Annotated in this window: 20 protein-coding genes; 13 read left to right on the forward strand and 7 right to left on the reverse strand. The window is 34.3% G+C overall.

What is annotated here, in order from left to right; translation table 11 throughout:
• The first annotated feature begins 79 nt into the window (after positions 1 to 79).
• The 3 genes from recR to ACFPH8_RS08650 all read left to right on the forward strand — a co-directional run bounded on the left by recR (position 80) and on the right by ACFPH8_RS08650 (position 3,187).
• Entirely contained in the window at positions 80 to 697 is a 618-nt protein-coding gene (recR, locus tag ACFPH8_RS08640) for a recombination mediator RecR (protein WP_376860178.1), read from the forward strand.
• 4 nt (positions 698 to 701) lie between these two features.
• On the forward strand, positions 702 to 1,808 hold the full coding sequence (locus ACFPH8_RS08645; protein WP_376860180.1) for a glycosyltransferase family 2 protein: 1,107 nt from the start codon (positions 702 to 704) through the stop codon (positions 1,806 to 1,808).
• An 80-nt stretch (positions 1,809 to 1,888) separates the two neighbouring features.
• On the forward strand, positions 1,889 to 3,187 hold the full coding sequence (locus ACFPH8_RS08650) for a dihydrolipoamide acetyltransferase family protein (RefSeq protein WP_376860182.1): 1,299 nt from the start codon (positions 1,889 to 1,891) through the stop codon (positions 3,185 to 3,187).
• 96 nt (positions 3,188 to 3,283) lie between these two features.
• Here the strand turns inward: ACFPH8_RS08650 and ACFPH8_RS08655 are convergent, their stop codons facing one another.
• The 3 genes from ACFPH8_RS08655 to ACFPH8_RS08665 all read right to left on the reverse strand — a co-directional run bounded on the left by ACFPH8_RS08655 (position 3,284) and on the right by ACFPH8_RS08665 (position 5,441).
• Positions 3,284 to 3,895 carry an alpha/beta hydrolase gene (locus ACFPH8_RS08655; protein ID WP_376860184.1) on the reverse strand — a complete coding sequence of 204 codons (612 nt, stop codon included), beginning with the start codon at positions 3,893 to 3,895 and terminating at the stop codon, positions 3,284 to 3,286.
• A 255-nt stretch (positions 3,896 to 4,150) separates the two neighbouring features.
• A complete protein-coding gene (locus ACFPH8_RS08660) occupies positions 4,151 to 4,681 on the reverse strand; it encodes a DUF421 domain-containing protein (protein ID WP_376860186.1) in 531 nt (176 codons plus the stop codon).
• Positions 4,682 to 4,781: 100 nt separating this feature from the next.
• A complete protein-coding gene (locus ACFPH8_RS08665) occupies positions 4,782 to 5,441 on the reverse strand; it encodes a hypothetical protein (RefSeq protein ID WP_376860188.1) in 660 nt (219 codons plus the stop codon).
• A gap of 209 nt (positions 5,442 to 5,650) precedes the next feature.
• Here ACFPH8_RS08665 and ACFPH8_RS08670 point away from each other — a divergent pair, with 209 nt between their 5' ends.
• The 9 genes from ACFPH8_RS08670 to rimO all read left to right on the forward strand — a co-directional run bounded on the left by ACFPH8_RS08670 (position 5,651) and on the right by rimO (position 12,033).
• On the forward strand, positions 5,651 to 6,427 hold the full coding sequence (locus tag ACFPH8_RS08670; protein WP_376860191.1) for an exonuclease domain-containing protein: 777 nt from the start codon (positions 5,651 to 5,653) through the stop codon (positions 6,425 to 6,427).
• Between the two features lie 44 nt (positions 6,428 to 6,471).
• Entirely contained in the window at positions 6,472 to 7,083 is a 612-nt protein-coding gene (locus tag ACFPH8_RS08675; protein ID WP_376860193.1) for a fumarylacetoacetate hydrolase family protein, read from the forward strand.
• Positions 7,084 to 7,425 (forward strand): Hpt domain-containing protein, encoded by a 342-nt coding sequence (locus ACFPH8_RS08680; RefSeq protein ID WP_248395170.1) that lies wholly within the window; start codon positions 7,084 to 7,086, stop codon positions 7,423 to 7,425. It begins immediately after the preceding gene.
• The gene (locus tag ACFPH8_RS08685) at positions 7,425 to 8,672 is read left to right on the forward strand and encodes a competence/damage-inducible protein A (protein WP_376860195.1); all 1,248 of its coding nucleotides are present in this window, start codon (positions 7,425 to 7,427) and stop codon (positions 8,670 to 8,672) included. The genes ACFPH8_RS08680 and ACFPH8_RS08685 overlap by 1 nt, the downstream gene beginning before the upstream one ends.
• 101 nt (positions 8,673 to 8,773) lie before the next feature.
• Positions 8,774 to 9,010 carry a 50S ribosomal protein L28 gene (gene rpmB / locus ACFPH8_RS08690; RefSeq protein ID WP_066250092.1) on the forward strand — a complete coding sequence of 79 codons (237 nt, stop codon included), beginning with the start codon at positions 8,774 to 8,776 and terminating at the stop codon, positions 9,008 to 9,010.
• A 26-nt stretch (positions 9,011 to 9,036) separates the two neighbouring features.
• The gene (gene rpmG / locus ACFPH8_RS08695) at positions 9,037 to 9,219 is read left to right on the forward strand and encodes a 50S ribosomal protein L33 (RefSeq protein WP_129016606.1); all 183 of its coding nucleotides are present in this window, start codon (positions 9,037 to 9,039) and stop codon (positions 9,217 to 9,219) included.
• 123 nt (positions 9,220 to 9,342) lie between these two features.
• Positions 9,343 to 9,495 (forward strand): DUF4295 domain-containing protein, encoded by a 153-nt coding sequence (locus ACFPH8_RS08700; protein ID WP_248395168.1) that lies wholly within the window; start codon positions 9,343 to 9,345, stop codon positions 9,493 to 9,495.
• Between the two features lie 145 nt (positions 9,496 to 9,640).
• Positions 9,641 to 10,594, forward strand: a complete 954-nt coding sequence (gene ftsY, locus ACFPH8_RS08705) for a signal recognition particle-docking protein FtsY (protein ID WP_248395167.1) — start codon at positions 9,641 to 9,643, stop codon at positions 10,592 to 10,594.
• Between the two features lie 131 nt (positions 10,595 to 10,725).
• On the forward strand, positions 10,726 to 12,033 hold the full coding sequence (gene rimO, locus ACFPH8_RS08710) for a 30S ribosomal protein S12 methylthiotransferase RimO (RefSeq protein ID WP_376860199.1): 1,308 nt from the start codon (positions 10,726 to 10,728) through the stop codon (positions 12,031 to 12,033).
• Positions 12,034 to 12,046: 13 nt separating this feature from the next.
• Here the strand turns inward: rimO and ACFPH8_RS08715 are convergent, their stop codons facing one another.
• From ACFPH8_RS08715 to ACFPH8_RS08730, 4 genes are all read right to left on the reverse strand, one after another.
• Positions 12,047 to 12,649 (reverse strand): magnesium transporter, encoded by a 603-nt coding sequence (locus ACFPH8_RS08715; protein WP_376860201.1) that lies wholly within the window; start codon positions 12,647 to 12,649, stop codon positions 12,047 to 12,049.
• Between the two features lie 24 nt (positions 12,650 to 12,673).
• Complete coding sequence (locus ACFPH8_RS08720) at positions 12,674 to 13,318, reverse strand: magnesium transporter MgtE N-terminal domain-containing protein (RefSeq protein WP_376860203.1); 645 nt, start codon at positions 13,316 to 13,318, stop codon at positions 12,674 to 12,676.
• A 178-nt stretch (positions 13,319 to 13,496) separates the two neighbouring features.
• A complete protein-coding gene (locus tag ACFPH8_RS08725) occupies positions 13,497 to 14,765 on the reverse strand; it encodes a carboxypeptidase-like regulatory domain-containing protein (protein ID WP_376860205.1) in 1,269 nt (422 codons plus the stop codon).
• 107 nt (positions 14,766 to 14,872) lie between these two features.
• Positions 14,873 to 15,454 (reverse strand): MiaE family protein, encoded by a 582-nt coding sequence (locus ACFPH8_RS08730; RefSeq protein WP_066250111.1) that lies wholly within the window; start codon positions 15,452 to 15,454, stop codon positions 14,873 to 14,875.
• A 116-nt stretch (positions 15,455 to 15,570) separates the two neighbouring features.
• On the opposite strand from ACFPH8_RS08730, the gene bshC reads away from it, so the two are divergent.
• On the forward strand, positions 15,571 to 17,175 hold the full coding sequence (gene bshC / locus ACFPH8_RS08735; protein WP_376860208.1) for a bacillithiol biosynthesis cysteine-adding enzyme BshC: 1,605 nt from the start codon (positions 15,571 to 15,573) through the stop codon (positions 17,173 to 17,175).
• The last annotated feature ends 1 nt before the right edge of the window (position 17,176 follow it).

The following is a 17,176-nucleotide window of genomic DNA, read 5'->3' on the forward strand; positions in this document are numbered from 1 at the left end:
TAGCTATAAAATGTAGCGCCAAAATACAAATTACCATTGTATATGCAATTCTTAAATGGAAAATCGTAAATTCGCGGCTATGGAATTTTCATCGAAACTTTTAGAGAAAGCGGTTAACGAAATGTCCCAATTACCAGGAATTGGTAAACGTACGGCATTGCGTTTGGTTTTGCATTTGTTAAATCAGCCTGAAAATCAAACGGTTCAGTTGGCGGATGCTTTAAAAACTATGCGTTCGGATATTAAGTTTTGTAAAAGTTGTCACAACATTAGTGATGTAGAATTATGTGAAATTTGCGCAAACCCCAACCGGATTAGTGATGTAATTTGCGTAGTGGAAGATATTCGCGACGTTATGGCTATTGAAAACACCAGTTCTTTTAAAGGGTTGTATCACGTTTTGGGTGGTAAAATTTCGCCTATGGATGGTATTGGTCCGCAGGATTTGAATATTCAAACTTTAGTAGAAAAAGTAAAATTAGGTGATGTAAAAGAGTTAATTTTCGCATTGGGTTCCACCATGGAAGGCGATACGACCAACTTTTATATTTACCGACAAATTCAAGATTATAATGTGGTAACATCCACCATTGCTAGAGGTATTTCAGTAGGAAACGAATTGGAATATACTGATGAAATCACCCTTGGACGAAGTATTGTAAACCGCATTCCTTTTGAAGCATCCCTAAAATCGTAAGTATTTGAAACTATCCATAATTATATTAAATTATAACGTTCGCTATTTTTTGGAGCTTTGTTTAAAAAGTGTTGAAAAAGCCATTGAAGGACTTGATGCCGAAATTATTGTTGTGGATAATCAATCGCCAGACACCAGTTGCGAGATGGTAAAAGCCCTGTTTCCAAATGTAACATTAATTGAAAATCCGTCGAATGATGGTTTTTCAAAAGGTAATAATTTAGGCGTAAAACAAGCCAAAGGAGAATATTTGTGTATTCTAAATCCGGATACCATTGTTGCCGAGGATACTTTTAAAATACTTTTAGAATTTGCCGATAAACAAACTAATTTAGGAATTGTTGGCTGCCGACTTATGGATGGCACGGGAAGTTTTCTGCCAGAAAGCAAGCGTAATGTTCCAAAACCAGCTGTAGCTCTTAAAAAATTATTAGGCAATCCAAATTCATATTATGCCAACCAATTGGATGAGTATGAAACTGGGGAAGTTCCTATTTTTGTTGGTGCCTTTATGTTGCTTAAAAAAAACGTGTATTTAAAAGTTGGAGGTTTTGATGAAGACTATTTTATGTATGGTGAAGATATTGATTTGTCTTACAAAGTTTTAAAAGCAGGATATAACAATTTTTACAATGGTAGCACAACGATTATTCATTATAAAGGTGAAAGTACGTTGAAAGATGCCAATTACGCCAAACGTTTTTATGGCGCTATGCAGATCTTCTATAAGAAACACTTTAAGAGCAATGTGTTATTTGATAGCATGGTTTGGTTTGGTATTCGCGCCGCATATTTCATGCGTTCAGAGCCGGAAGTGGTTAAAAGTAAGCGCCAATCTTATGTTTTTTTAACAAAAGAAGCGACACATCTTCTAGAAACGACTTTAGAAAAACCCGTGGCTTTAGTCCAAGAAGTGACTTATGTAGATCCATTTACGGAGGTTATTTTTGATGCCAATACCTTCACATACAAATCAATTTTTCAGCATATTACCGATTTAAAGGCATATGAAGGTATTTCATTTAAAATTCTACCAAGCAATTCCGATTTTATAATTGGTAGTAATAGTTCTAAAAATCGCGGAGAAATTCAACTATTAAAAAAGAATTAAATAATAAAACGGCAATGAATTTGATGATTTTTCATTAATTTTGCAGTCGAAATTAAAAAACATACGGTTTAGTTACAGATATGGCAAAATTTGAATTAAAACTCCCGAAAATGGGAGAGAGTGTAGCAGAAGCAACCATTACATCTTGGTTAAAAGAAGTAGGTGATGCTATTGAAGCAGACGAAGCAGTTCTTGAAATTGCAACGGATAAAGTGGATAGTGAAGTCCCTAGTGAGGTTGATGGTGTTTTAGTTGAGGTCTTGTTTAACGTGGACGATGTGGTTCAAGTTGGTCAAACCATTGCTATCATAGAAACAGAAGGTGGTTCTGACGAAGTTGAATCGGCTCCAAAATCAGAATCTGTTAAAGAATCAGCACCAGTAGCAGAAGTTTCTAAAACAGTAACAGCAGCTCAAGAAACTGCAGCTCCTGTTGCATCGTCAGATGATCGTTTTTACTCACCATTGGTGAAAAACATGGCGAAAGAAGAAGGCGTTTCACAATCGGAATTAGACGCTATTTCTGGTACAGGTAAAGATGGTCGTGTTACAAAAAACGATATGCTTGGGTATTTAGAAAACCGTTCGGCAGCTCCAAAAGCTCAGCCAGCGCAACAAGCAGCTCCAAAACAAGCAGAAAAACCAAAAGCAACCCCAGTAATTGCTTCAGGTGATGATGAAATAATTGAGATGTCCCGAATGGGCAAATTGATTGCACATCACATGGTAGAATCGGTGCAAACATCTGCTCATGTTCAGAGTTTTATTGAAGCTGATGTTACCAAAATATGGAATTGGCGTAAAAAAGTAAAAGATGGTTTCATGAAGCGTGAAGGTGAAAACTTAACCTTTACACCAATTTTCATGGAAGCCATTGCAAAAGCGTTACGTGATTTCCCAATGATGAATATTTCCCTTCAAGGAGACACCATTATTAAAAAGAAACATATTAATTTAGGTATGGCAGCGGCTTTAGGCGATGGTAACTTAATAGTACCCGTAATTAAAGATGCAGACCAGTTGAATTTAGTTGGAATGACCAAAAAGGTAAATGATTTAGCCAACAGAGCTAGATTAAACCAACTGAAACCAGACGATATCCAAGGTGGAACATACACCGTTACGAATGTTGGAACCTTTGGTAGTATTATGGGAACACCAATTATCAATCAGCCACAAGTAGGTATTTTAGCATTAGGCGCTATCAGAAAAGTACCAGCAGTTGTGGAAACACCTGAAGGCGATTTTATTGGTATCCGTTACAAAATGTTCTTATCGCATTCTTATGATCATCGCGTTGTAAATGGTGCATTAGGAGGTCAGTTTGTAAAAGCCGTTAAAGATTATTTAGAGGCTTGGGATTCTAATCGCGAGATATAATTAAATCCCTTTGAAAAAAGGGATCTTAAAATATAATAGGCAAAAAGCACAATCGGAGGATTGTGCTTTTTTTTGATTAGTTAATTCTACAATATTTTAATTCAAACTCCAAACCAAAGCCTTCTCCTTCGTTGCTCTAAAAATAGTGTTGTGTTTTTCATTCGGTTCATCAGAATAGGTCCACGTTAAATTTTCAGGTGCTGCTTCTTTAAAAATCGTTTCAAGACTTCTAGTATGTTTGGAAATATCTTCTGCTCCAGAACCGGCAAACCATAGTTTTTTATCTTCCTTAAGAAACTGACTTAAATGATTTTTGGCTTCTTTGACTAAATTGAAATTGTTCCACCAAAGTGATGGATCCATCGCAATGAAAATATCAAAAGCTTGTGGTTGTAACATAAACGTTTCCATAACAAAAAGTCCTGCTAACGATTCGCCAATAATTCCTTTTTTATTGGTTGTTCTATACTTAGTACTAATATCTGGAACTAATTCTTCGGTTATAAACGCGCGAAAATTTTTGGCGCCATCTGTTAATGGGCAATATTCGGCATCGGCTTCTACTTCAGAAAAACCCGTTAAATCGCGACCTCTTTCCGTGTTTTCAATCCCAACCAAAATAAAAGGTGGAATTTGCTTTTCGGCAATAAGTTTGGCAAGGGTATTTGCCATGTGCGGGAAATCTTCTTTTATACCGCCATCAGGCATATAAAGTACCGGAAATGATTGTTCTGAAGTTTCGTAAGTTGACGGTGTCCAAACTTAATTACGCGTGTTTCATTAACGGCAGTGGATTCTAAAGTAAAATTATCATGCGTAGGAATCGGGTCATTAGGTTGCGGACTGTTATTGCAACTCACGCAGAAAATAAGCAAACTAATTGCCGAAAATAATTTAGTCATTTTTCAATTTTATTTGAATTAGAATTTTAAAGATAAATATTTTATCTAATTCAGATGGAAATTATGGGGTTTCTCTTACATCTTTTAAAATATCGGATTGCAATTCAACAGAATCAGAACTTGATGCTTTATGTAAAACTGAAATATCACCTGTAGATTCTAATACGACCGCGAGAACTTGGTCGAAATTTGTCACATTTGCTTCGCGCAATTTAGCTATGAGCTGCGATTTATGAATTCGCGCATGTTTTAAGTTGGATTCCAAAATGCTGTTTCCTTTCATTAATAATAATGGTTTGTTGGAGATTAAGGAGTTTAGAACAGGAAAACGCCGTTGTAAGAATGAAAATATAAAAGTCAGCACCAATAAACTAGCAATAGCCGTGGAGCCATGGGCAACTGTTGTGCTGGATGTCAACGTTGCCGATATAATACTGCCAATAGCAATGGTAAAGGCAAAGTCGTAAGCGGTGAATTTAGCAAAAGATCGTAAACCAATAAGTCGCGTAAGCAATATAACAACTATAAACACTAAAACACTTGCTAAAAAGGTGATTAAAATAGGGTCGTTTATTTTGTAAATCCAGTCCATAATATATTATTTCTATTAGAACCAAAATTTACAGGTTTCCTTATTGGTAAACTAATCATAATAAAAAATATATGTGCTGTATTACGAAACACGATTTCTTTTAACTCACAGTCCTTTTTTCTTTTGTTTTAATAGTCATTTTTCGTTTCCAATAAATAATATAAATAGTGCCTATTACTGTAGGTGATAACCATGCAATGAGATTATTTACGCCAATTCCAGCAATAAAAAATGCGGTTATAGATGCTATTAAAGCGCCGTTCATTTTGCCAAGATGTGCAATAAGCCAAGCATTTTTGGGTTTGCTTTTATTGTTATAAAAGAGAAAATCTTTGATAGTTAATAGCATGCCAAATCCACCAAAAAACAAAAATAAAATACTCATAGTATTACTATTAATGCTTAAATAGATTCCAAAAGCAATCATGAATATAGAGAATAGGAGCATGGTGCCCGAAATGGTTATGTCAAACCAATTGGCTTGTGTATTGTTTTTGAATTTTAGTGCGCTGTTTCCAGCTAATACTAAATAAATGGTAAAGACACTTATTACAAATAGAAATACGTTTTCATGATTTGGCGTCCATGAAATGGGAATAGAAATTAGCGAACTTGCAAGCATGCTAATGGAAAACAATTTCCCCATTTGTTTGTGATGTGGACTTCCTTTTTTAACTATAATACTACCCATTCCAGTTATAAGTCCCACGCCTCCAAAAAAGGCATGAATATAAATGGCTATTTTAATGATATCTTCCATGTGGTTGGTTTGTTGATTTGCAAGTCAAAAATCATCTAAATAAAATGGTTCTCGAATTTTAAGGATCTCAACTGTTTCCTTTAATGGACGAGTTGTAATAAATGGTTATGTTAGCCTTTTTTAAAATTACTAAAATGTTTAACTAAGGTTTATCAATTCCAAAAGGGCTTTTTTATTTATTCTATTTACCTTTGTGCAAAATTTATAATATGAAACTTAATCTTACCAAACCTATTTGTTTTTTCGATTTAGAAACAACCGGAATCAGCATCACTTCTGATAGGATTGTAGAAATAGCTATCTTAAAAGTTCACCCAAATGGAAAAGAAGAATCTACACGTTGGTTGGTAAATCCGGAAATGCCTATTCCGGCAGAAGTTACTGCTATTCACGGTATTTCAGATGCTGATGTTGCCAATGCCCCAACCTTCAAAGAATTAGCCAAGGAGGTGAATCAGATGATTAAAGATTCAGATTTAGGTGGTTTTAATTCTAACCGATTTGATATTCCACTTTTAGCCGAAGAAATGTTACGCGCTGATGTGGATTTTGACATGAAAAATCGCGTATCTGTGGATGTGCAAACCATATTTCATAAAATGGAGCAACGTACATTAAGTGCGGCTTACAAATTCTACTGTAATGAAACTTTAGAAGGAGCGCATAGTGCTGAAGCAGATACCAATGCCACATACGAAGTTCTTAAAGCGCAAATAGCAAAGTATGACACGCTAGAAAACGATACACAGTTTTTAGCAGAATTTAGCTCGCGCAAAAAGTTTGCAGATTTTGCTGGTTTTATTGCATATAATAAGCAAGGTGAAGAGTGTTTTTCTTTTGGAAAACATAAAGGCAAATTAGTAAATGAAATTTTAGAAAAGGAACCAGGCTATTTCGGTTGGTTGCTAAATGCTGATTTTCCATTATATACTAAAAAAGTATTGACAGCTATTAAATTAAGAGCCTTTAATAATAAATTGGATTAGTCATTTAGCTTAAATGATTTAAAGCTTAACAACATACAACATCAATGAAACTCATTTGTATTGGTCGGAACTACACCGAGCATATTAAAGAATTGGAAAACGAAAGACCCACAGATCCTGTGGTGTTTTTAAAACCCGATACCGCTATTTTATTAAAAAAACAGCCTTTTTTTATTCCTGATTTCTCTAATGATGTGCATCATGAGGTGGAAATTTTGGTAAAAATTAATAAAGTAGGAAAGCATATAAGTGAAAAATTTGCTCATAAATATTACAACGAAATAGGTTTAGGAATCGATTTTACAGCACGCGATTTGCAAGCCCAACTTAAAGAAAAAGGCTTGCCTTGGGAAAAAGCCAAAGCTTTTGATGGTGCAGCAGTAATTGGAAATTGGTTGCCAAAAACAGAGTTTAACGATATTAATAACTTAAACTTCAGTTTAAAAAAGAATGACCAATTGGTTCAAAACGGAAATACTAGTCACATGCTCTGGAAAATTGATGCGTTAATAGAATATGTCTCAAAATATTTCACTTTAAAGATTGGAGATATTATATTTACAGGAACGCCAGCGGGCGTTGGAAGGGTAGAGCCTAATGATCAATTAACAGGATACATAGAAAATCAACAGATGTTTTCAATAACAGTAAAATAAATGGAACAACATTATAAATTATTTCGAGTGCGCGAATTAGCTGATGGTGATGAGGACTTTGTAGCAACGCTAGCTGCTGCATTTTTAGAAGAGGTGCCAGAAGATTTAGAGAACCTAAAAGCAGCTGTTGCCAATAACGATTTCTATTCGGCATATCAAGCAGCCCACAAAATGAAACCTACAGTAGATTTATTTGAATTAGGTATTTTAGAAGACCTAATTGAGGTTCAGGATTGGGGTAAATTTGAAAAAGCAGATACAGATGTTTCGGTTAAATTGGCTATTGTAGTTGGAGCTGTAGAAAATACGGTTGCCGAAATGAAAGCAGATTTTAATCTATAATGCAAGCAGAAATAATTACCATTGGTGATGAGATTCTCATTGGCCAAATTGTTGATACGAATTCTGCCTTTATTAGTAAGGCACTCAATAAAATAGGTGTTTCTGTCTATCAAATCACATCTGTTCAAGACGATTTAGCGCATATTACCAAATCTTTAAAAGAAGCAGAAGAAAATGCCGATATCATTATTATTACTGGCGGATTAGGGCCAACAAAAGATGATATTACCAAGCGTACTATTTGTGAATATTTTCAAGATACGTTGGTTCCAAGCGAAGCCGTTTTAGATAATATTAAACACATTTGGAAAACCTATATTAAAAAGCCTTTAGCTCAAGTTAATATAGATCAAGCTTTAGTGCCATCCAAAGCCAAAGTGTTGATGAACAAGTATGGTAGTGCTCCAGGTATGTGGATGGAACGTAACGGCAAAGTGTTTATTTCGCTTCCAGGTGTGCCTTATGAAATGAAAGCACTCTTGGAAGATGAAGTTATTCCAAAGCTGCGAAAAACTTATAAATTTCCTTATATCAAGCATGTTACCTTGCTAACCTATGGTTTAGGTGAAAGTAATTTGGCCGAACGCATTGAAGCTTGGGAAGATAATCTACCTAGTTTTATAAAATTGGCCTATTTACCAGGATTAGGTCGTGTTCGTTTACGTTTGTCAGCAAAGGCATTCGATAAGCATTTGGTAGAAACCGAAATGGAAGCTCAAATAAAAGCGTTGCTTCCACAGATAGACGATATTTTTGTAGGTTTTGAAACCGATGATTCTATTGAAGCCATCATCGGGAAGCAATTAACCGCATTAAATAAAACCGTTAGTACAGCCGAAAGTTGTACAGGTGGTAAAATATCACAGCTGTTCACCAAAAACGCAGGTGCTTCCAGGTATTTTAAAGGCAGCGTAGTGAGTTATGCTACCGAAGCTAAAATGGATGTATTGCAAGTGCCAGAAGCCTTAATTAATGCGTATTCTGTGGTGAGTGCTCCAGTTGTTGAAGCCATGGCAAAACACGCTCGGGAATTATTTAAAACCGATTATGCTATTGCTACAACCGGAAATGCAGGACCGGACAAGGGTGATTCAGATGCCGAAGTAGGAACAGTTTTTATAGCTATTGCGACAAAGGACGAGGTGTATTCCGAAAAATTTGAGTTAGGAAACCACCGAACTAAAGTCATCATGAAAGCTGTAAATAAGGCATTTGAAATGTTACAGAAAGAAATTTTAAAAAAGTAACGATTTTAGTTTGTTGATAATATAAAGATTTACTAAATTTGCAGCCTGTTTTGAAACGTCTGTTTTGAAATAGTCGAAATAACACTTTTAAAGATAGAACAATGTCAAGAGTTTGTGAACTTACAGGAAAGAAGGCGATGGTTGGAAACAACGTGTCTCACGCAATGAACAAAACAAAGCGTAGATTTGATGCAAATCTAATTAAAAAACGTTTTTACCTTCCAGAAGAAGATAAGTGGGTAACCTTAAAAGTTGCTACATCAACATTAAAGACTATTAACAAAATCGGAATTACTGCTGCTTTAAAAGAAGCAAAGGCAAAAGGATTTATTAAGTAATAGGCTTATTATAAAAAAAGAGTACAATGGCAAAAAAAGGTAACAGAATACAGGTAATATTAGAGTGCACAGAGCACAAGGAGTCTGGACAAGCGGGAACTTCTAGGTATATTACAACGAAGAACAAAAAGAATACACCAGACAGAATGGAGATTAAGAAATTTAATCCAATTCTTAAGCGTATGACAGTTCATAAAGAAATTAAGTAATTAGAAATTTTTTGAACAAAATTTCAAATAATTCAAATTAGAAATTTTACGGAAGTAATATTTCAAGTAGTACAAATTATGCATTTTTCACGGAAGTAAAAAATGTTTTAAAAGCATTTAAACATGGCAAAGAAATCAGTAGCATCATTACAAACAGGATCTAAAAGATTAACAAAAGCTATCAAAATGGTAAAATCTCCTAAAACGGGATCTTACATGTTTGTAGAATCTGTTATGGCTCCAGAATTTGTAAATGATTGGTTAGGGAAACAATAAGTTTACTAACGCTTTAAAATATTCAAGCTGCTTTCGTATATCGAAAGCAGCTTTTTGTTTTATCTTTATATGCGAATGACAAAAGTGCAGTCTATTAATTTTGGGCAAGACTTTTGGTAATCAATTTATATAGAAATTTACAACCATGAGTTTTTTTAAAAAAATATTTTCTTCAGAAAAAAAAGAAACCCTAGACAAAGGTTTAGAAAAATCTAAATCCTCGTTTTTAGGAAAGTTGAGTAAAGCCGTAGCTGGAAAATCGAAAGTGGACGATGAAGTTCTCGATAATCTAGAAGAAATCCTCGTTAGTAGTGATGTTGGTGTTAATACGACTTTGAAAGTTATAGAGCGTATTGAAGCGCGTGTTGCTAAAGATAAATATTTAGGAACCGCGGAATTAAATACCATTCTTCGCGAAGAAATTGCTGGACTTTTAAGTGAAACGAATTCAGGTGATGACATTGAATTTACCATTCCAGCAAACAAAAAACCGTATGTTTTAATGGTTGTTGGTGTAAATGGTGTTGGAAAAACAACGACTATTGGAAAACTAGCTTATCAATTTAAAAAGCAAGGTCATAATGTTGTTTTAGGTGCTGCAGATACGTTTAGAGCTGCTGCCATAGAGCAACTTCAGGTTTGGGCAGATCGTGTAGATGTGCCAATGGTAAGGCAAGACATGGGTTCGGACCCCGCTTCTGTGGCCTTTGATGCATTAGAATCTGGTGTAAAACAAAATGCTGATGTCATTATAATTGATACAGCCGGTCGTTTACATAATAAAGTCAATTTAATGAACGAGTTGACCAAAGTTAAACGCGTCATGCAAAAGGTTGTTGGCGATGCACCGCATGATGTGTTGTTGGTTCTAGATGGCTCAACGGGTCAAAATGCGTTTGAGCAAGCCAAACAATTTACAGCCGCCACGGAAGTCACATCATTAGCCGTTACCAAACTAGATGGAACCGCCAAAGGTGGTGTGGTTATTGGTATCTCCGATCAATTTAAAATTCCCGTTAAGTATATTGGTGTAGGTGAAGGCATTGAAGATTTACAAGTATTTAATAAATATGAGTTTGTAGATTCGTTTTTTAAATAAATGGATTATAACTAAAGTAATAAAGACTTCAATTTAATTGAGGTCTTTTTGTTTATAAACATGTTGTATCTTTGCAGCCTGTAAAAAATAGGTATTAATTAAAGGTATTTTCGTTTTAGCGGAAAAGGGTTATGAGAACAAAAACACTTAAAAAGAATAAAATCAACGTAGTAACACTTGGCTGTAGTAAAAATGTTTACGACAGTGAAGTTTTAATGGGCCAGCTTAAAGCTAGTGGAAAAGACGTGGTTCATGAAGAGGAGGGAAATGTCGTTGTAATTAATACTTGCGGTTTTATTAATAATGCCAAAGAAGAAAGTGTGAATACTATTTTAGAATTCATGCAGAAAAAAGAAGCAGGTGAAGTGGATAAAGTTTTTGTTACCGGTTGTTTAAGTGAACGCTACAAGCCAGACTTAATGAATGAAATTCCGAATGTTGATCAATATTTTGGAACAACAGAATTACCAGGTTTGCTAAAAGCACTAGGTGCTGATTATAAACATGAATTAATTGGTGAACGTTTAACAACCACACCAAAAAACTACGCCTATTTAAAAATTGCTGAAGGCTGTGATCGTCCATGTAGTTTTTGTGCTATTCCGCTTATGCGTGGAAAACATAAAAGTACGCCTATTGAAGATTTAGTGACCGAAGCCGAAAAATTAGCAGCTAATGGCGTTAAAGAATTAATACTTATTGCACAGGATTTAACCTATTACGGACTGGATTTATATAAAAAACGAAATTTAGCTGAATTATTAGAAGCTTTAGTGAAGGTAGATGGTATTGAATGGATTCGTCTGCATTATGCTTTCCCAACGGGTTTCCCAATGGATGTGTTAGATGTAATGAAGCGGGAACCTAAAGTATGTAATTATTTAGATATACCACTTCAACATATTTCAGATGAAATTTTAAAAAGTATGCGTCGTGGTACAACCAATGAAAAAACGACTAAATTACTAAATGAATTTAGAAAAGCCGTTCCAGAAATGACCATTAGAACAACTTTAATTGTTGGTTACCCTGGTGAAACAGAAGCGCATTTTCAAGAATTAAAAGAGTGGGTTAAAGCCATGCGTTTTGAGCGTTTGGGTTGTTTTACCTATAGTCATGAGGAAAACACACATGCTTTTAATTTAGTGGATGATGTGCCGGAAGATGTAAAACAAGAGCGTGCCAATGAGATTATGGAAATTCAATCGCAAATTTCTTGGGAATTAAATCAGTCTAAAATTGGTGAAACCTTTAAGGTTGTTATTGATAGAAAAGAAGGTGAATATTTTGTAGGTCGAACAGAGTATGATTCGCCAGACGTGGATAACGAAGTTTTAATCAACGCTTCAAAAACATACCTAAAAACAGGTGAGTTTGCAACCGTGACAATTACAGAAGCAGCCGATTTTGATTTGTATGCTGAAGTTGCAGGATCTTAACGAACTATTTTTATTAGAACTCTAAAAAATTAGAGGCTAATGAAAAATAAATTAAAACACCACATATATCTGCAAGTGACGTTACTAAAGGCGAACTTGCCGTAGCCGCATCTATTTTTAGTTTTGTAAATAAAAAAGGAAGCAGCAATCCAATGATACTGCCAAGCATAACATTTAAAACCATGGCTATACAGACCACAACAATAACATCTGGTGCTCTAAAACTTGCCACAGCAGCAATACTAATAGCCATAGTTATACCTAACATAAAGGATACTAATAGTTCTCTGCCAATTAATTTGTACCAATCAGAAATTTGAATTTGACCTAAAGCTAAATAGCGAATCATGAGTGTGGCCGATTGCGACCCAGCATTTCCGCCGCTATCTATTAACAATGGTAAAAAGAAAACTAGTGCAACAAAGGACTGAATAACGTCTTCAAAATTTTCTAAAGCCGCGCCTGAAAATATATTCATAAATACCAGAAGCACCAACCAGACAATTCTGTTTTTATATAAAGTGAATATGCGTTCCTTCAAAGGGTTTTTACTCACGTTTTGTATGGATCCGAACTTATGAAAATCTTCTGTAGATTCTTCTTCAATTACATCCATAATATCGTCAAAGGTTACAATGCCCTAAAGCACACCCTCCTCACTCAATACTGGCAAAGCAACCCGGTCGTAATTTTTAAAAACAGAAATGGCCGTTTCTTGGTCATCTAGCGCGTTTAAGGATGCAAACCGTTCATTGATTAGATTCTTTACAAGGTCATCTGGATTTGCTAGAATTAATTCTTTAATGGTTATATCATCAATCAGTTTCCAATGCGAGTCAATTATATAAATAACATTAAGCGTTTCAGAATCTTTACCATGTTGTCTTATATGAGCAAAAGCTTCTTCCACAGTAAAGTAATCTTTAATGGCAACAAATTCCGGGGTCATCATTCGGCCAATACTATCTTTGGGATAACTTAAAAGTTGATTTGTAATTTTCTGTTCTTCCGGCGACAGTTTTTCAATAAGTCGCTGCGCAATATCACCGGGTAATTCTTCAAAAAACGCTGTTCTATCATCGGGATTTATATCCGTTAAAAGTCGCGTTAGTTTTTGGGAGTTTTCTGCTAAACCCTGAATAATTATTTCCTGTTCGGAATGCGGAAGAATTTTAAAAACACCTTTCGCCTGTTGCCTAGAAAGTAATCGGAATAAAATTATTTTATTAGCTTTATGAGTTTCTTCTACCAAGTTAGCAGCTTCTAGCGCGTCGAAATTTTTCATAGAACGCTTTAATGAGCGCCATTTTTTTGTCTTTAATAAGTTGTAAAAGTTCTGTTTTAGTCGCGCGCATAGCTATTTGTTGCAATGGGTTTATGCCATCAATCCTGATTTCCTTTTGAACGACTTTAGTTGAATTTAGTCATTTTTAAGAAATAATTTTAATAGAAAGAACACGAATTTACGATTTGTCCAATTGCTTTTGAATTTTCTTAATGGCAGATTCAATAGATTTTTCAGGTTCTATAATATTATACTGTCCCCAAAATTCCGTATCCAGAAAACCTGAAGCTTCATCAATTAAAATGCTTGAAGGTTTTAAAATACCAGATTTGTTTTCAGGTCTGGAATACCGTTCATCGGCATAGTTCCAATTGGTAATGGCCATTTCACTATTTAAAGTATACTGGTTATTAAATAATCGTCCTTTCCAATTTACCTTAAAAGTTAGTAAAATATTACTGTAGCTGTAATACCATTTTCCATTGCTACTACGGTAGTTTACACGATAATTGGCTTCTACTGGATACACTTTAACACGTCTAGGTTTCCGTTTCACAAATAATTCGCTAGCCATATCTTGGTTTTCTACATTCAAACTATAAATAGCGCTCGTCAGCGCATAGTTATTAGATTCTATATAAAGTTTACCATAATAAAGCGGAATTTGTAATTCGGGCTTTTGTTTAAAATTAACAACATAAACCAGCTGGTCGTTTATTATAGTTGAGCTATCAAAAGAAAAATCATAATGAATTAAATTATCTTTATTAAAGATATATTGTGGGTACTTCATAATATCCACATACAAATTGTTAAAAGGACCACCTTGAAGTTTGAAAGCCAGGGTGTCAAGTTTGGAGTAATTAGTTGTTTTCCTAACTTTTATAACTTCAACAGCATCCTGTCTATTCGTGCTGTTTGGTTGCTTATAAATGGAAACAACGGCTTCGGATAAGGACGCGTTTTGACGTCTTTTTTTTATGGTTTCTCTGTAAAAACCTGTCATTTCTAAACCAGATTCTATATAATTTTCTTCTTTTCGCTCTAACATTAAGCGCACTAATATTTCTGCACTTTTTGGTCTGGAAATATTAACTTCATCCAAAGGTGTAAATGTTGGGTCTAGAGAAATGGTGCTATTGCTTATAATTGTAGAAATTGGAATTTTCTTTTCGGCATAGCCTAAATAGGTAATGGAGATGGAACGATTTATGTAATCTGAAGGTAACTTTAACAGGTAATTACCTTCTGTATTGGAAATAGTTGCCATATTAGAATTGGAAACTAATAAATCTGCAAACACCAGAGGGTCATTCGTTTTGCTATCAATAATTTTTCCGGTTATTTCTACTATAGAATCGTTTGCTATCTGTGAAAATCCTGAAACAAACATTCCAAACATCAGAAGAAAACTGAAATAATACTTGAGAAATACTAATCTTTTCATAGCTTAAAAATTATGAGATAAAAGTTACTGAAAAATCATGAAACCGACTAGTTTTGGGGGTTGATATATTTTAATTTCGTATAATCCATTCCAAATATAATCCACAATTATCCATGAATGGTTTCCGATTTTCCGTAGTTCTGAATCACTTCTGCTTCAAAGTCAATAAGTTCTTTCCAGCGCTTATCCACATCCACATCTTGGCCGTATTTTCTAGCAAAACCTATAAATAAGGTGTAATGTCCTGCTTCACTAATCATTAATTCATGGTAAAATTTAGCCAATTCAGGATCATTAATGTTTTGAGATAACACTTTAAAACGCTCGCAACTTCTAGCCTCAATCATTGCAGAAAACAAAAGTCTGTCTACCATTGCTTGAATGCGACTACCGCCTTTATTCATAAATTTATAAAGCTCGTTTACGTAACTGTCTTTACGCTCACGACCCAATTTGTAACCACGCTTTTTTATAATGTCATGAACCATTTCAAAATGTTCCAACTCCTCTTTTGCTAAAGCTAATAATTCCGTTACCAAATCCGTATATTCCGAATTAAGCGTAATAATGGTAATAGCATTTGTAGCTGCTTTTTGTTCACACCACGCATGATCGGTTAATATTTCTTCCAAATTTGATTCTGCAATATCCACCCAACGTGGGTCTGTAGCTAATTTTAATCCTAACATAAATTCATTTTTGGTAAATATAAGCAATCTTTCTAGTGCTTGTCTGTATATATTTTAAGTTATTTTTAAGACTAGAAAACGTATCTTTACTTTTTTAAAAATAGCAACACCTAACTATGCCAACCCACTGTATTCCGTTTAGAGACACCAACTATTTTTCGCCATTAATATGTGATTATTTAGATGAAAAATCTACTTTAAAACCTTTCTATAATAGGTTTCCAAAACTAGAAAATTTTCAAGATCAGATTGCCGAAAAAAAAGCGTCTTTTAGTAAAACCTCACGATCGGTTTTGGTAGCTAGTTTAAATAAACAATATAAAAACACAAAAACATCTCCGCAAACGCTTAAAAATATTGATGCTTTACAAAACGAAAACACTTTTACGGTTACAACAGGACATCAGTTAAATATTTTTACGGGGCCACTTTATTTCTTCTATAAAATTATTTCGACTATTAATTTATGTAAAGAATTAAAAGCAGCAAATCCTAATTATCATTTTGTGCCTATTTATTGGATGGCAACGGAAGATCATGATTTTGAAGAAATTAATTACTTCAATTTTGATGGCAAAAAAGTATCCTGGAACCGAAAGGCTTCTGGTCCAGTTGGCGAATTAGATTTAGAAGGTATTAAATCCGTTTTCGAAGTGTTTTCCAAGCAACTTCCTAAAAGTAAAAATAGTGATAAATTAATCGAGCTTTTTCAGAATAGCTATTTGGAAAATAATAACCTTACTGAAGCCACACGTTACTTGGTAAACCACTTATTTGCAGAATTTGGATTGGTTATTATAGACGGAAATGATAAAAGTTTAAAGAATGCGTTCATTCCATATATAAAAGAAGAACTTATTAATCAGTCTTCTTTTGAAAACGTTTCGAAAACTAATGAAAAGCTAAACTCACTATCAGAAAACTATAAAATTCAAGTTAATCCACGTGAGATTAATCTGTTCTATATTAAATTTGGTTTGCGTGAACGCATTGTAGAAATTGATGGTATTTATCAGGTTTTAGAAACAGAAATTTCATGGAATAAAAAGCAACTACTAGAAGAGGTTGAAAATCATCCGGAGCGCTTTAGTCCAAATGTTATTTTAAGACCCGTATTTCAAGAAGTGGTGTTGCCAAATCTCTGCTATATTGGAGGAGGAGGTGAATTGGCCTATTGGTTTCAATTGAAGTCAAACTTTGAAGCTCAGAATATTCCGTTTCCCATGTTATTATTGCGGAATTCGGTGTTATTAACGACTAACAAACAGCAAGAAAAATTAGAAAAACTAGGGCTAGAAAATAAAGATCTGTTTTTAAAGCAGTCGGATTTATTAACGAAAGTAACCAAAGACATTTCAAAAATCAAAATCGATTTCTCGGAACAAAAAGACCATCTTAAAAAACAGTTTGAAGATTTATATCAGTTGGCCGAACAAACCGATAAATCCTTTAAAGGTGCTGTTTCGGCTCAAGAAACAAAACAAATAAATGGATTAGAACATTTAGAAAAACGCCTGCTAAAAGCACAAAAACGAAAGCAATCGGATGTTTTACAGCGTGTTAAGAGTATGCAAAATGAATTATTTCCAAACCAAAGTTTGCAAGAGCGTCAAACCAATTTTTCTACCTTTTATTTAGAGTTTGGAGACCAATTAATTCAACAGTTAATGGTAAATTTGCAACCGTTGAAAAACGAGTTTATAATATTAAATTTAGAGTAAT

The organism is Bizionia hallyeonensis, assembly GCF_042657385.1.
Taxonomy (GTDB): Bacteria; Bacteroidota; Bacteroidia; order Flavobacteriales; family Flavobacteriaceae; genus Algorimicrobium; species Algorimicrobium hallyeonense.